This is a genomic window from Belnapia sp. AC561, assembly GCF_979252845.1.
Window position 1 is genome coordinate 109,955 of sequence record NZ_CEEDBP010000008.1, and the last position, 13,167, is coordinate 123,121.

Annotated in this window: 14 protein-coding genes; 9 read left to right on the forward strand and 5 right to left on the reverse strand. The window is 68.6% G+C overall.

Annotated features, from left to right (window positions below):
• The first annotated feature begins 3 nt into the window (after positions 1-3).
• Both AC0IW9_RS09260 and AC0IW9_RS09265 read left to right on the forward strand, forming a co-directional pair.
• Complete coding sequence (locus AC0IW9_RS09260; protein WP_471647943.1) at positions 4-450, forward strand: RrF2 family transcriptional regulator; 447 nt, start codon at positions 4-6, stop codon at positions 448-450.
• 274 nt (positions 451-724) lie between these two features.
• Positions 725-1,273, forward strand: a complete 549-nt coding sequence (locus AC0IW9_RS09265; RefSeq protein ID WP_471647944.1) for a carboxymuconolactone decarboxylase family protein — start codon at positions 725-727, stop codon at positions 1,271-1,273.
• Positions 1,274-1,277: 4 nt separating this feature from the next.
• On the opposite strand, the gene AC0IW9_RS09270 is transcribed toward AC0IW9_RS09265, so the two are convergent.
• Positions 1,278-2,246, reverse strand: a complete 969-nt coding sequence (locus tag AC0IW9_RS09270; protein ID WP_471647945.1) for a Bug family tripartite tricarboxylate transporter substrate binding protein — start codon at positions 2,244-2,246, stop codon at positions 1,278-1,280.
• 152 nt (positions 2,247-2,398) lie between these two features.
• Here AC0IW9_RS09270 and AC0IW9_RS09275 point away from each other — a divergent pair, with 152 nt between their 5' ends.
• Together AC0IW9_RS09275 and AC0IW9_RS09280 are read left to right on the forward strand one after the other, a co-directional pair.
• On the forward strand, positions 2,399-3,088 hold the full coding sequence (locus AC0IW9_RS09275; protein ID WP_471647946.1) for an SRPBCC family protein: 690 nt from the start codon (positions 2,399-2,401) through the stop codon (positions 3,086-3,088).
• Between the two features lie 2 nt (positions 3,089-3,090).
• Entirely contained in the window at positions 3,091-4,752 is a 1,662-nt protein-coding gene (locus AC0IW9_RS09280; protein WP_471647947.1) for a thiamine pyrophosphate-binding protein, read from the forward strand.
• On the opposite strand, the gene AC0IW9_RS09285 is transcribed toward AC0IW9_RS09280, so the two are convergent.
• On the reverse strand, positions 4,737-7,028 hold the full coding sequence (locus tag AC0IW9_RS09285) for a xanthine dehydrogenase family protein molybdopterin-binding subunit (RefSeq protein WP_471647948.1): 2,292 nt from the start codon (positions 7,026-7,028) through the stop codon (positions 4,737-4,739). The genes AC0IW9_RS09280 and AC0IW9_RS09285 overlap by 16 nt on opposite strands.
• Before the next feature lie 602 nt (positions 7,029-7,630).
• Between AC0IW9_RS09285 and AC0IW9_RS09290 the strand changes: the two genes are divergently transcribed.
• The 5 genes from AC0IW9_RS09290 (at position 7,631) to AC0IW9_RS09310 (ending at position 10,977) form a co-directional block, all read left to right on the forward strand.
• Positions 7,631-8,107, forward strand: a complete 477-nt coding sequence (locus tag AC0IW9_RS09290; RefSeq protein ID WP_471647949.1) for a curli assembly protein CsgF — start codon at positions 7,631-7,633, stop codon at positions 8,105-8,107.
• Positions 8,108-8,126: 19 nt separating this feature from the next.
• Positions 8,127-9,242, forward strand: coding sequence for a CsgG/HfaB family protein (locus tag AC0IW9_RS09295; RefSeq protein WP_471647950.1), 1,116 nt, complete (start codon positions 8,127-8,129; stop codon positions 9,240-9,242).
• A gap of 2 nt (positions 9,243-9,244) precedes the next feature.
• Positions 9,245-9,874 (forward strand): hypothetical protein, encoded by a 630-nt coding sequence (locus tag AC0IW9_RS09300; RefSeq protein ID WP_471647951.1) that lies wholly within the window; start codon positions 9,245-9,247, stop codon positions 9,872-9,874.
• A 64-nt stretch (positions 9,875-9,938) separates the two neighbouring features.
• A complete protein-coding gene (locus AC0IW9_RS09305) occupies positions 9,939-10,352 on the forward strand; it encodes a hypothetical protein (RefSeq protein ID WP_471647952.1) in 414 nt (137 codons plus the stop codon).
• Between the two features lie 196 nt (positions 10,353-10,548).
• Complete coding sequence (locus tag AC0IW9_RS09310; RefSeq protein WP_471647953.1) at positions 10,549-10,977, forward strand: hypothetical protein; 429 nt, start codon at positions 10,549-10,551, stop codon at positions 10,975-10,977.
• A 76-nt stretch (positions 10,978-11,053) separates the two neighbouring features.
• Here the strand turns inward: AC0IW9_RS09310 and AC0IW9_RS09315 are convergent, their stop codons facing one another.
• The 3 genes from AC0IW9_RS09315 to AC0IW9_RS09325 are packed head-to-tail and all read right to left on the reverse strand — an operon-like array spanning position 11,054 to position 13,091.
• A complete protein-coding gene (locus AC0IW9_RS09315) occupies positions 11,054-11,653 on the reverse strand; it encodes a DsbA family protein (RefSeq protein ID WP_471647954.1) in 600 nt (199 codons plus the stop codon).
• Positions 11,653-12,354 (reverse strand): 3-oxoacid CoA-transferase subunit B, encoded by a 702-nt coding sequence (locus tag AC0IW9_RS09320; protein WP_471647955.1) that lies wholly within the window; start codon positions 12,352-12,354, stop codon positions 11,653-11,655. Before AC0IW9_RS09320 ends, AC0IW9_RS09315 begins: the two co-directional genes overlap by 1 nt.
• The gene (locus AC0IW9_RS09325; RefSeq protein WP_471647956.1) at positions 12,351-13,091 is read right to left on the reverse strand and encodes a CoA transferase subunit A; all 741 of its coding nucleotides are present in this window, start codon (positions 13,089-13,091) and stop codon (positions 12,351-12,353) included. Before AC0IW9_RS09325 ends, AC0IW9_RS09320 begins: the two co-directional genes overlap by 4 nt.
• Positions 13,092-13,167 lie beyond the last annotated feature (76 nt).

Consider the following 13,167-nt stretch of genomic DNA (forward strand, 5'->3'; position numbering starts at 1 on the left):
CAGATGCTGCTGCGGCGCGAGAGAGCCATGACGGCCATCGCCATCATGCTGGACGTGGCCTTCCACGCCGGCCGCGCCGAAGCCGTCAGCGCCGCCGATATCGCCGAAAGGCTGGGCCAGGCCCGCCGCGGCATCGAACCCGTATTGCAGGCATTGTCCCGGGCCGGGCTGCTGGACAGCGTCCGTGGTCCGAAGGGCGGCTATCGCCTGGGCCGGCCGCCGCGCGACCTGCGGCTGGCCGAGGTGGTCGCCACCGCGCTGGACGAGGATGCGACACCGGAGGCGCCCGCCGGCCGCCTGCAGGCAGTGGTGGTGGCCCCGCTCTGGGGCGAGATGGAGGCGCTGTGCCGGGACCACCTGACCCGGCTGACCGTGGCCGACCTGATCAAGCGGGCGGCGGCAGCGGGGGTGAAGCGGCCGAGCGTCGAGCCGCTGAATTTCGTCATCTGAAATTCTGCTAAAAGCGGCTCAATTCGCCAAAATTCGGCTCAATTTCCCTCAATTCCATTTATTTTTCGGGCCGTGTCGCTGGATAAGCGCCTGATTTGCTTCTAAATAAAATTTATTGGCGGTGATCCGGTGCCCAACGGCCCCGGCGCCATGCCAAGTTGGGCATTAGGCGAATAATCCTATAATCCGATCCACCGCCGGCCGCAAGGCTTTCGGCTTTGCCGTGCCCGCTCCGGCTGGCGATACTCCGGGCCTGATCCCAGGGAGTATCGCCATGGCCCGCGTTCGCAGCATCGCCCCGGAGGAGCTGGCGCCGGAGCTCGCCGCCATCTACCGCGAATTCGCCGGCGACTACGGCCCCTTCGCCAACCAGGTCGCGGTCCTCGCCCATGTGCCGGCGGCGCTGCGGCACCTGATGCCGATGCTGATGGAGCTGCGTGCGGCGGCGACGCTGCCGAAGCGTTACTTGGAGATCGCCATCGTCGTCGTCTCCAACCTCAATGCCTGCCATTACTGCGTGGCGCATCACAAGCCGTTCCTGGCGGTGACCGGCCTGTCCTCCGAGGGCATCGACCGGATCATGGACTGGCGCGAGCATCCGGAGCTGGATGCGACGGACAAGCTGGTGGTCGAATACGCGATCGCCGCCTGGGAGAATTCCAACCGCATCCCGGAGGCGCTGTTCCGCCGGCTGCGCGGCGCCTTCACCGAGGCGCAGATCGTCGAGCTGACGCTCCGCATCACGCTCTGCGGCTTCTTCAACCGCTTCAACGATGCCATGGGGATCGAGGAGGAGCCGGAGGTGCAGGCGGCGGCCGAATAGCCGGCTATTCGCGGGCCATGCCGGCCTCGGCGGCGATGCGGGCCCAGCGGGCCAGCTCGGCGGCGTTGAAGGCGCCCAGCGCGGCCGGCGTGCTGGTGGTGGAGGCGATGCCCATGGCCGCCATGAAGCGCTTCGCCTCGTCGCTGCCGCCGATCGCCACCACCTCCCGGTTCAGCCGGGCGACCACCGCGGCGGGGGTGCCGGCCGGCATCCAGATGGCGTTCCAGGAAGCGAAGTCGAAGCCGGGCAACCCGGCTTCCTGCAGGGTCGGGACCGCCGGCAGCAGGTCGATCCGCTGCGCGGTGGTGACCGCCAGGGCGCGGATGGTGCCGGCGCGCAGATGCTCCACCGCCGGGCCGAGGTCGACGACCATGTACTGGATGCGGCCGCCCAGCAGGTCCGTCATGGCGGCGGGGGTACCGCGGTAGGTGATCCGTTCGGTGCGGATGCCGGTGGCCGCGGCCAGCAGATGGGCCCCGGCGATGCCGCCGGCATTGCCGGTGCCGTGGTTGAGCTGGCCCGGCCGGGCGCGGGCCTCGGCCAGGAAGCCCGCCAGGTCCTTCGCCGGGAAATCCGCCCGCACCAATAGCGCCAGGGCATTGACCGAGATGAGCGAGACCGGGGCGAAATCCGCGATGGGGTCGTAGCCGGGCTCGCGCAGCAGGTTCGGGTTGGCGGCATGGGTCGAGACGGTGCCGAAGAACAGGGTATAGCCGTCCGGCGCGGCGCGGGCGGCGGCGCGGGTGGCGATGGCGCCATTGGCGCCGCCCATGTTGTCCACCGTGACCGGCTGGCCGAGCACGCGGCCGAGGCGGTCCGCATAGAAGCGGGCCAGGCTGTCGGTGCCGCTGCCGGCGGGGAAGGCGACGATGGCGCGCAGCGGGCGGCTGGGCCAGGCGGTTTCCTGGGCCCTAGCACGGCCGAGCGAGGCGGCGGCGATGAGCGGCGCGAGGCCGCGACGGGGCAGGTTCATGGCGCCCGGTCCTCCCTTTCGTTTCTTGTCCGCCGATCCTGCCAGGACGAGGGACGGCTGCCCAGCGGGCCGGCCATGCCGCGCCGGCGGCTTGCGCTCCCGCGCCGGGTTCCGCAGGCTGCCTTCGCCCAATGCATGGCGATGGAAACGGAATGCCCGAGATTGCCGAAGAGATCACGATTCCCGCGCCGCTCGAGGTGGTCTGGCCGCTGCTGAGCGACCCGGCGACGGTCGCGGCCTGCGTGCCGGGGGCGCAATTGGCCCCCGACAAGGGGGATGGTCTCTGGCGCGGTTCGGTGAAGGTGCGCTTCGGGCCGACCATCGCCACCTTCAAGGGCGAGGCGACGCTGGCCTATGACCATGCGGCGCATCGCTGCAGCATCGACGGGCGCGGCATCGATGGCCGCGGTGCCTCCCGTGCCCTCGCCGCGGCGACGGTGCAGGCGGCGGCGGAGGGCGCGGCGACGCGGCTGGCGGTCGCCGGCAGCTTCACCGTGACCGGGCCGCTGGAAACCTTCGCCAATGCCGGCGGGGTGCATGTGGCGCGCGCGCTGCTGGCCGAGTTCTCCGGCAACATGGCGAAGCTGGTGGCCGAGCGGGCCCCGGCGGCAGCGGCGCCGGCACCGGTCGGCGAGGCGCCCGAGGCGGCAGTCCTCGCGGCGCCATCATCTTCCCCCGCGCCGGCCGCGGCGTCATCGTCCCCGGCGCCGGCCGCGGCGCCTGCCATGGCACCGGCCGCACCGCCGCCGCCGCGGCAGGCGGCCGAGCTCAGCGCCTTCCGCCTGGCCTGGCGCGCCCTGCAGTCCTTCCTCCGCAGCCTGTTCTCCAAAGGGAAACCCTGATCATGGCCGCCAAGCTGTCCGACGTGCTCGCCGAAGCCTTCGCCGCCGAGGGCTGCGAGGTTTTGTTCACCCTGATGGGCGACGCCAACATGTACTGGACCGAGGCCATGTCCCGGCAGCCCGGCATGCAGGTGGTCAATGTCCGGCACGAGCATTGCGCCGTCGCCATGGCCGATGGCTATGCCCGCGCCACCGGCAAGGTCGGCGTCGCCTCCACCACCTGCGGGCCGGGCTTCACCCAGATCATGACGGCGCTGACCATCGCCGCCCGCGCCTCGGTGCCGCTGGTGGTCTTCGCCGGGGATTCGCCGATGCTGGCGGCCTACTACGTGCAGCAGATCGACATGGCGCCGCTGGCCCTGGCGACGGGCGCCCACTACATCGCGGTGAAGTCGCATGACCGCGCGCTGGACAATGTGCGGGAGGCCTTCCAGATCGCCGCGCTGGAGCAGCGGCCGGTGGTGCTCGGCGTGCCGATGGACCTGCAGAAGCAGGCCTATCCCTTCATGGCGGACTACATCCCCTCGGCCGACTACCTGCCGATCGCCCAGGGGCCGCTGCCCGATCCCGCCATCACCGATCGCCTGGTGCAGATGATCGCCGAGAGCGAGAAGCCGATCATCATCGCCGGGCGCGGCGCCAAGCTGGCCCGGGCCAAGGCGCAGATGGAGGCGCTGGCCGAGCAATGCGGCGCGCTGGTCGCCACCTCGCTCCAGGCCAAGGGGATGTTCCACGACAGCCCCTGGAACCTCGATATCGCCGGCGCCTTCTCCTCCGACTTCGCGCGGGAGCAATTCGCCGAGGCCGACCTGGTGATCGGCATCGGCGTCGGGCTCGGCGCCTATACCACCGAGAGCGGCTACCTCTTCCCGAATGCGCGGGTCGTGCAGCTCGACATCGCGCCGCGCGGGTTGTGGCAGGGGCTGCGGACGGCGGACCTGCATGTGCGGGCGGATGCGGCGACGGGGACCGCGGCCATCACCGCGGCACTGCGGGAGCGGGGCATCGCCAAGCCCGGCTTCCGCGCACCGGCGCTGGCCGAGGCGATCGCCGCCGACCAGCCGGACCGCAAGGAATTCGCCATCGCCCCCGGCGTGGTCGATCCACGCAAGGCGATCATGGAGCTGGATGCCATCATCCCGAAGGACTGGGAGGTGGTGATCGGCGCCGGGCATTACTTCGGCATCGCGCTGACGCACCTCCGCGGCCGCGCGGCGGAGCGCTACCACGTGATCGCCGACTTCGGCGCCATCGGCAACGGGCTGCCGGCGGCGGTCGGCGTGGCGGCGGCGCGGAAGGACGGCAAGGTGCTGCTGATCGAGGGCGACGGCAGCCTGCTGATGCATATCCAGGAGCTGGAGACGGTGCGGCGCGAGGGGCACCGCATGCTGATCGCCATCATCAACGACGGCGGCTATGGCGCCGAGATCCACAAGTTCCGCGCCAATGGGCTGGACCCGGCGCTGGTCATCCATGGCCGCGGCGACCTCGCCGGCATCTCCTCCGGCTTCGGCGTGCGGGGCTCGGCGGTGACGAGCCTCGGCGGCATGGGGAAGATGTTCGAGGCGCACCGGGAGTCGAACGGTGCCAGCCTCTGGGACATCCATACCGACGATACGGTGGTCTCGCGCCCGTATCGCCGGATCCACTACGGAGAGGCCTGAGCCGCGTCCCGGAGCGCGCGCCAGACCTTCTGCGGCGTCAGCGGCATGTCGAGGTGGGTGACGCCCAGCGGGGCCAGGGCGTCGAGCACTGCGTGCACCACGGTCTGCGGCGCGGCGATGGCGCCGGCCTGGCCGGAGCCCTTGACGCCGAGCGGGTTCGACAGCGTCGGCAGCTCGCCGAAGGCGATGTCGAGGTCGGGCAGGTCCCCGGCGCGCGGCAGGCAATAGTCCATGAAGGAGGCGGAGAGGAGCTGGCCTGAGCCGGCCTCGTAGGCCATCTCCTCCAGCAAGGCCTGGCCGATGCCCTGGGCGAGGCCGCCCTGGACCTGGCCGGTGGTCAGCATCGGATTGATGAGCCGGCCGTAGTCGTCGACCGCCTGGTAGCGCAGCAGGGTGACGAGGCCGGTCTCGGGATCGACCTCGACTTCCGCGACATGGGCGCCGGAGGGGAAGGTGATCAGTTCCGAGAGGTTCTTCGCCTCGGTATCGAGGCTGCCCGGCGGCTCGGCGGCGAGGATGGCGTCCAGCGTCACCCGGGTCTCCGTCCCCCGCACGGTGAAGGCGCCATCGGCGTAGTCCAGCGCCTCGGGCGCCGCCTGCAGCAGCCGGGCGGCGATGGGGCGGGCCTTTTCCAGCATGGCGTCCATCGCCATCACCAGCGCGGTGCCGCCGACATGCAGGGAGCGGGCGCCGCCATGGCCATTGCCATAGGGCACCTGGTCGGTATCCGCCTGGACCAGGCGGAAGCGCTCCCGCGGCAGGCCGAGACGGTCGGCGGCGAATTGCGGGAAACTGGTCTCGTGGCCCTGGCCGTTGGACTGGGTGCCGAGGCAGAGCGCGATGGTCCCGTCGGCCGGAAAGCGGATCGCCGCCCATTCATGCGGGGCGCCGCGGGAGGTCTCGAGGAAGCAGGCGATGCCCAGGCCGCGCAGCCGTCCGGCGGCGGCGCTGCCGGCCTTGCGGGCAGCGAAGCCGGGGCGGTCGGCCAGCGCCTCCAGGTCATCGAGGTTCGCGGCGAAGCGGCCGGTATCCATCAGCATTCCCGTCGCGCTGCGATAGGGGAAGGCGGTGATCAGGTTCCGCCGCCGCAGGGCGATGGGGTCGAGGCCGAGCCGGGCGGCGGCGGCCTGGACCAGCCGTTCCGTCAGGTAATTCGCCTCCGGCTTGCCGGCGCCGCGATAGGCATCGACCGGGGCGGTATTGGTGAAGGCGCCGGTCACCTCGAGGAAGATGGCGGGGATGGCATAGACGCCGCCGATGGCCGTCGAGACGGAATTGGTCGGGCAGGCCGGACCATTCGCCGAGCAATAGGCGCCCATGTCGGCGGCCATCTCGGCATGCAGGGCGAGGAAGCGGCCATCCGCATCCAGCGCGAGGCGGGCGCGGCCGCGCAGGTCGCGGGCATGGACGGCGGCCTGGAATTCCTCCGTATAGTCCGCCACCCAGGCGACGGGGGTGCCGAGGCGGCGGGCGGCCACCAGCAGCGCGACATATTCGCCGAAGAGGAAGTTCTTCAGCCCGAAGCCGCCGCCGACATCGGGGCAATGCAGGCGGAAGCGCTCCTCCGGCAGGTTGAAGACGGCGCCGGCGAGCTGGCGGCGGATGCCATGGACGCCCTGGCCGGTGAGCAGCAGGTCGAAATTGGTGCCGTCCCAGCGGGCGACGGCGGCGCGGGGCTCGATCGGCGCGGCATGGACGCGGTTGTTGACGAGGTCCAGCTCGATCACATGGGCGGCGGCGGCGAAGGCCGCTTCCGTCGCGGCGCGGTCGCCGCGCTCGAAGCGGAAGACGGCATTGCCGGGGGCCTCGGGCCAGATCTGCGGCGCGCCGGGGGCCAGCGCCGCGCGGCTGTCGACGATGGCGGGGAGGGGATCGTAGCCGACCTCGATGGCCTCGGCGGCATCGCGGGCCTGGGCGGCGGTCTCGGCGACGACGAAGGCGACGGCCTCGCCGACGTGGCGGACGCAGTCGGCGGCGAGCGCGTGGCGCTCGGGGACGATGATCGGGGCGACGGTCGCCACCACGGCGGGGCAGGGCAGCGGGCCGATGCCCTCGGCGGCGAGCTCGGCCTGGGTCAGCACCAGGCGGACGCCGGGCATGGCGCGGGCGGCGGCGGCATCGATGCCGGTGATGCGGGCATGGGCGTGCGGGGAGCGCAGGACATGGCCATGCAGCGCGCCGGGGGTGGCGATATCGGTGACGTAGCGGCCCTGGCCGGTGAGGAAGCGGAGATCCTCGGTGCGGCGGAAGGAGTGGCCGATGGTGCCGTCCGGCATGGGGCGGGTTCCTGGTTGTGCCCCGCCAGTGTCGCTGCTGGTGAGGGCCATTGCTAGGCAAGGGACGTCCCGATCTGAAACTCCCCGGGGCCGCCTGTGGTCGCCGGTGGCAGCCTGACCGGCTTTGGGAGGCAGCGGTGGGCGTGCTTCCGGCGTGGCGGCGGGGCCTCCGTCTGCGCGGCGATCGCGCTGTGGCTGCCATCATGCGCGATTGATCGGGATTGGGTCGTGCGGCCGCGCAGGCGGAGGCCTCGGGGCGACCCGACAACGGTTTCGGGCAATATCGGCTAATAGTTATGTACGTTTCAAAAGCATCCCAAACGGGATAAAATTCCTCTCCTAAAAGAACATAATCCTCAAACAAATTCACTCTTCTGGTTAAAATATGCTCAAACTCTGCCAATTCGATGTAACATTCGCAGTATTAGAGTATTTATCGATAAATTAGACAATTTAAGCCAATAATATCTATGTAAAAATAAAGCTATCGTGATCGCATGACAGGATTCAGTGCCTACCGACCGGCGGGGTGCGCCCGTAAGGTAGATTCCAGGCAAATAATATTCTTAATGTCCTTCGCAGGATCATTGAGGGGAGCTGCAATGTCCTTGCTTAGGGCCAAAAGCATAGCCGCTTGTGCGGCTACGATTTACTGTGGAATTATTGGACATCAGGCGCTGGCGCGCGATCTGGTCTATCAGCCGGTCAGTCCAGCTTTTGGCGGTAGTCCGTTGAATGGGTCCTTCGTCCTTGGCTTGGCGCAGGCGAACAACTCCCGTTACCTCGAGAGCCCCCAGGCCAAGAAGGACCGGCGTGAGAACGCGGCACGAAATGCAGCCAACTCGGCTAGCGATCCCGCATTGCAATTTCAGCGGCAGATCACTGCGAGCCTTCTCAGCCAGATCGCTGGTCAGGTGAGCCAGCAGATCATTGGCGAGAATGCCCGCGACAGCGGCACTTTCAGCTTTGGCGGGACCCAGATTCAGTTTGCTCGGGCCAATGGGCAGATCAACATCGACATCACCGAGAGCGCGACCGGGGGAAGGACCAACATCCAAATCCCCGTGCCGCAGTTCTAGGTCGAGAATTCCAACTTCAATGACCTATCGAACCGCACTTATGGCGATCGGCCTGCTCGGCTTATCCGCCTGCGGGACCTCGCCCGCCAGGATGCTGGCCGAAAGCCCAACCCTTGGCGTTCGCACGGTGAACACCAACGAGTTGCGCAATCTCCCAGCGCCCAAGCGCAAGCTCGACGTTGCTGTCTTTGCCTTTCAGGATCAAACCGGCCAGTACCGTCCAAACAACAATTTTGCCGAGTACAGCTTCGCCGTCACCCAGGGCGGTGCCTCGATCCTGATCAACGCGTTGAAGGATGCCGGGCGTTCACAATGGTTCTCCGTGCTCGAACGGAATCGTTTGCCCGACCTCTTTCAGGAACGGCAGATCATCCGCGCCAATCGCTCAGAGAGCGTTGGTCCCGACGGCCGACCCATGGCGCCCATCTCGCAGCTTCGCAACGCCGGCATCATGGTGACGGGCGGCATCGTCGGTTACGACAGCAATGTCCTCACCGGCGGGGCTGGGGCCAACTTCCTCGGGATTGGCGCCTCGACCGAGTATCGGCGGGATAACGTCTCAGTATTCCTTCGAGCGGTGAGCGTCATGACTGGCGAGGTGCTGGTCAGCATCACCACCGACAAGACGATCTACAGCGTCGGCGTCAACGGGACCGCCAGCAAGTACGTGGGCTTCAACCGGCTTCTGCAAATCGAGGGTGGGGTGACCACCAACGAGCCGCGCCAGCTTGCGGTCCGTCAGGCCATCGAGAAGGCAGTCCACGCCATGGTGCTGGATGGCGCCGAGCGTGGCTACTGGGCCTTTGCCGATGAAAGCCGGGGTCAGGAACTGATCCGCGAGTACCAGGCGTATCGGGATGAAGGCTTGCCCTCCCAGCCCAGCGGCCCGGTGACGGCGACCGCACCGGCCACACCAGAACCCACACCTGCGGCGCCCCCTTTGGCGCCCCGGGCCGAGATTTCGTCACCCGCGGCCAGCCCCGTCGTGCTGGCGGCTGCGGGTGGTGAGCGAGCCTTACGTCCACCGAGCATCGGTAGCCCTCCCGATGCGACAAACAGCGGTGTCCGTACTGATCTGCGGGGGCGGGTGCTTACGACGCAACAAATAATTCGCGTATCCATTGGAGACTTGTAGTCATGCGTAAACTCCTCCTCGCTTCCGTGTTCTCGCTGGTGGCTGGTGTCGCCTCGGCCCAGGTGCAGAACAACGACAGCATCGCCTACATCGAGCAGACGGCGGGTACCACCGGCGTCACCGCGACGCAGGACCAGACCGGCTACAACAATCAGGCCCGCGCCTTCCAGCAGGGCAGCGTCGCCACCTCGTCTATCTCCCAGACCCAGACGGGCAGCGGCGGCGGCGGCGGCACGGGCAACCGCGCAAGGGCAACGCAGAACGGTAATGGCCAGGACAACGCCATCACCCAGACCCAGCGTGGCACCAACAACAAGGTTGAGGCCCTCCAGACGGACGGCCTCAGAAACCGCATTTTCCAGACCCAGGAAGGCACCGCACACGTCTCCTACGCCTATCAGGGCGGTGGCCGGGACAACCTCACTGTCCATGATCAGTCCGGCAACGGTGGCGATTCCAACTTCAACACCGCCAGTTCCTACATGACGAACCAGGTCAGCTCGCAGCAGTACGTGACACAGACTGCGGGCAGCAACACGGCGACGCAGAACATGATGTCGGCCGGCAGCAATAACTTCCAGCAGATCGTCCAGAACGGCCAGGGCGGCACCGCCACGCAGACCCTGCGCTGATCACGTGATCGGGCCGGGCAGGGGAGACTACCCTTGTCCGGTCCACCTTTTTCGGAGTGTCGCCATGCGCAAGCTGTTCGCCCTGCTGACCGCCAGCCTGATGACATCGCCCGTTATGGCTCAGGATACTCCAGCCTACACCGACCAGCCCAGCCGCCAGCGCGTCACCGCATGGCGGGGCAACGGCACCATCGCCGACACCGTTCAGGACGCGGGCAACGGCAACGTGGCCGAGACCATTCAGAGCGGCGGCGCCGGCAATCGCGCCATCATCCGGCAGAGCGGCAACGGCAACAATTCCTCGATCATCCAAAATGGCTCCAACCTGCAAGCCGAGAGCTTGCAGATGGGCAACGGAGCCGGCGTCGCCATCACCCAGCAGGGGGCGGCTGGAGACATTCGGGTCCAGCAATTCGGCGGAGGAGCAGGTGGTGCGATCGTCACCCAGACTGGCCCGGGCAACGTCACGGTCCGCTAGGCTCGCAGCGCTGCTGGCCGTGCTTGCCTGCCTGCCGGCGCAGGCCCAGCAGACCCTTCCAGGTCAGCGCGGCGTTCCGGCGGTGGCCTGTGGCCCCGGCAATGCCTCGGTGGCCTGCCAGCAGCTTCGGCAGGCGCTTCCAGGCCAATCGCTTCCGGGAGTCGTTGCCCGTCCCACGGCACCGCCGCCATTGGCCATGCCGACACCGCCGCGGGCCGACTATGACGACACCCGGAGCCGCCGGCTCATTCCACCCAGCATCATGGCCCTGCTGAACGATCGGCGGGTCGATCCCGCGGTGCGGGCCTATCTGATCGGCATCGCCGGCAAGCAGTCCGCCGAATGGACCATGCATGACCTGGCGACCGTCACCGCGGTGGTACCCAGCCTGACGGTCCTCAACATCAGCACCTCCCGCTTGTCGGAATTCTACGAGTTCATGGGTCTCGACCCTGCCAGCCTGTTCGAGCCGCAGCTCGGGAACGGATGGCAGAACGCGGTTACCGAATTCGATCCGCGCAACCGGTTCCGCCGCGGCTACTGCACCACCCTGTCCCGCCAGAGCCGGGTCGACCCCCAATCCGTCCTCGTCCAAGACCTGCTGACCTGCCAAGATCAGCGATAGGTCCGTCCGGGCAGCGCTTCCTTGCCGGTGCGATGCTTTGGAAAGCAGGCAGGTGCCGGTTGATGGAGCATCCATGTCAGCCCCTGGCCAGCCGCTTCGCCACGAATTCCAGCCGGTCCTGGCCCCAGAAGATATCCTCGCCGATGACGTAGCTCGGCGCCCCGAAGACGCCGCGGCCCAGCGCCGCCGCGGTATCCGCCTCCCGCATCGCCGCCCAGCGCGGATCGTCGGCCAGCGCCAGCACGGCGGCGGGATCGAGGCCGCATTCGGCGATGATGGCGGAGAGCGTCGCGCGCTCGCCGGGATTGCGTTCCTGCTCCCACAGCGCCCGCAGCACGGCGTGCGCCAGCTTGATGGCGGGGGCATCGCCAATCGTCTCCCGCAGGCCGATGACGGCGCTGGTGGAGAGTGCCTCGCTGGTCGGGAAATGCGCGGGGTGGATATGGATCGGCGTACCCGTCGCCTCGCGCCAGCGCGCCAGTTCCTGCAGCCGGTAGGCCTGGCGCTGCGGGCTGCGCTTGGGCAGCGGCAGGCCGCCGGAGCCGGCGAAGATGGTGCCGAAGTCGACCGGCCAGATCTTCAGCGTCGCGTTGTGCTTCGCCGCCAGCGCCTCGATCCGGGCGGCGCCGAGATGGGTCCAGGGGGAGTTGAGCGAGGCGTAGTAGTCGATATGCATCAGGGGGACTCCGTGAGGGGGGCGCCGGTCGCGGCCTGGGCCGCCTCGAAGGTGACGCCGGGGGCGAGTTCGCGGACGGCGAAGCCATCGCCGGTCGGGGCGAACAGGCCGAGGTTGGTGGCGACCAGCGTTACCACGCCGCGGGCGGTGACCGGCAGGGCGCAGTCGCGCAGCAGCCGGGGCTCGCCCTTGCGGGTGCTGTGTTCCAGGATGATGAAGACCCGCTTGGCGCAGGCGGCGAGGTCCATGGCGCCGCCGATGCCGCCGCCCTTGGCGCCGCCGACCTTCCAGTTGGCGAAGTCGCCATTGGCCGCGACCTCGTAGGCGCCCATCACCGTGACGTCGATGCGGCCGGAGCGGATGATGGCGAAGCTGTCGGCGTGGTGGATGATGGCCGCACCCGGGTTCAGCGAGACGTTCTGCCCGCCGGCATTCACCAGGTGCAGGTCCTCCTGGCCGGCGGGCAGCACGGGGCCGTAGCCGATGACACCGTTCTCGGCGTGGTAGATGATGTCGCGGTCGCCGATGTCGGTGTTGGAGCAGAGCGTCGGGATCCCGACGCCGAGGTTGACGATCCAGCCATCCTGGAATTCCTGGGCGAGGCGGTCGGCCATCTGCTGGCGGTCCCAGCCCTGCCGTCCGATGGCTGAAGCGCTCTCGGGCGCGGAGGCCTGAATCGGCCGGCCAATGTTCTCGCTCATTTCGCGCGCTCCTGGCGGCGGATGGTCCAGAGCCCCTCCGGCGCGGGCGGGATCTTCACCAGGCGCTGGACGAAGATGCCGGAGGTATGGATCTGGTCGGGGTCGAGGGCGCCGGCGGGGAGGATCTCCTCCTCCACCTCTACCACGACGGTCTTCGCCGCCATCGCCATCACCGGGCAGAAATTGCGCTGCGCCAGCCTGAATTGCAGGTTGCCCGCCGTATCCGCACGCCAGGCCCGGATGAAGGCGTAGTCGCAGGGTAGGGCGTATTCGAGCAGGTATTCGCGGCCATTGATGACCCGGGTCTCGCGGCCCTCGGCGAGCTCGGTGCCGACGGCGGTCGGGGTGTAGAAGGCGGGGATGCCGGCGCCGGCGGCGCGCAGGCGCTCGGCCAGCGTGCCCTGCGGGACCAGCTCGGCCTCGACCTCGCCGCTGTCGTAGTACCTGGTGAAGGGCAGCACGTCGGTCGGGCGCGTCGCGGCGGTGAAGGCGCAGATGACCTTCGCCACCTGGCCGTTCTCGACCAGCATGCCGAGGTCGGGCATCCGCGGGACATGCGCACCGCCGGTGGTATTGGCGATGCAGGTCAGGCGCTTCGCCCCTTGGGCCAGCAGCGCCTTTGTCAGGTTGTAGGGCGTGCCGGGGCCGGCGAAGCCGCCGAAGGCGATGGTCGATCCATCCGGGATATCGGCGATGGCCTCGGCGAAGCTGCCGATGATCTTGCTGCTGCGGCTCATGGAGCCTCCCCCTCACTCATTCTGCGCAGCGTGGCGCGATGCGGCGGCGGCGTCCAGTTGTCGCCGCGGCAAGGGC

Bases quoted from the DNA above. Each gene is read 5' to 3' on its own strand.
- AC0IW9_RS09260 (WP_471647943.1), top strand. From the start codon at position 4: ATGCTGCTGCGGCGCGAGAGAGCCATGACGGCCATCGCCATCATGCTG.
- AC0IW9_RS09265 (WP_471647944.1), top strand. From the start codon at position 725: ATGGCCCGCGTTCGCAGCATCGCCCCGGAGGAGCTGGCGCCGGAGCTC.
- AC0IW9_RS09270 (WP_471647945.1), bottom strand. From the start codon at position 2,246: ATGAACCTGCCCCGTCGCGGCCTCGCGCCGCTCATCGCCGCCGCCTCG.
- AC0IW9_RS09275 (WP_471647946.1), top strand. From the start codon at position 2,399: ATGCCCGAGATTGCCGAAGAGATCACGATTCCCGCGCCGCTCGAGGTG.
- AC0IW9_RS09280 (WP_471647947.1), top strand. From the start codon at position 3,091: ATGGCCGCCAAGCTGTCCGACGTGCTCGCCGAAGCCTTCGCCGCCGAG.
- AC0IW9_RS09285 (WP_471647948.1), bottom strand. From the start codon at position 7,028: ATGCCGGACGGCACCATCGGCCACTCCTTCCGCCGCACCGAGGATCTC.
- AC0IW9_RS09290 (WP_471647949.1), top strand. From the start codon at position 7,631: ATGTCCTTGCTTAGGGCCAAAAGCATAGCCGCTTGTGCGGCTACGATT.
- AC0IW9_RS09295 (WP_471647950.1), top strand. From the start codon at position 8,127: ATGACCTATCGAACCGCACTTATGGCGATCGGCCTGCTCGGCTTATCC.
- AC0IW9_RS09300 (WP_471647951.1), top strand. From the start codon at position 9,245: ATGCGTAAACTCCTCCTCGCTTCCGTGTTCTCGCTGGTGGCTGGTGTC.
- AC0IW9_RS09305 (WP_471647952.1), top strand. From the start codon at position 9,939: ATGCGCAAGCTGTTCGCCCTGCTGACCGCCAGCCTGATGACATCGCCC.
- AC0IW9_RS09310 (WP_471647953.1), top strand. From the start codon at position 10,549: ATGCCGACACCGCCGCGGGCCGACTATGACGACACCCGGAGCCGCCGG.
- AC0IW9_RS09315 (WP_471647954.1), bottom strand. From the start codon at position 11,653: ATGCATATCGACTACTACGCCTCGCTCAACTCCCCCTGGACCCATCTC.
- AC0IW9_RS09320 (WP_471647955.1), bottom strand. From the start codon at position 12,354: ATGAGCGAGAACATTGGCCGGCCGATTCAGGCCTCCGCGCCCGAGAGC.
- AC0IW9_RS09325 (WP_471647956.1), bottom strand. From the start codon at position 13,091: ATGAGCCGCAGCAGCAAGATCATCGGCAGCTTCGCCGAGGCCATCGCC.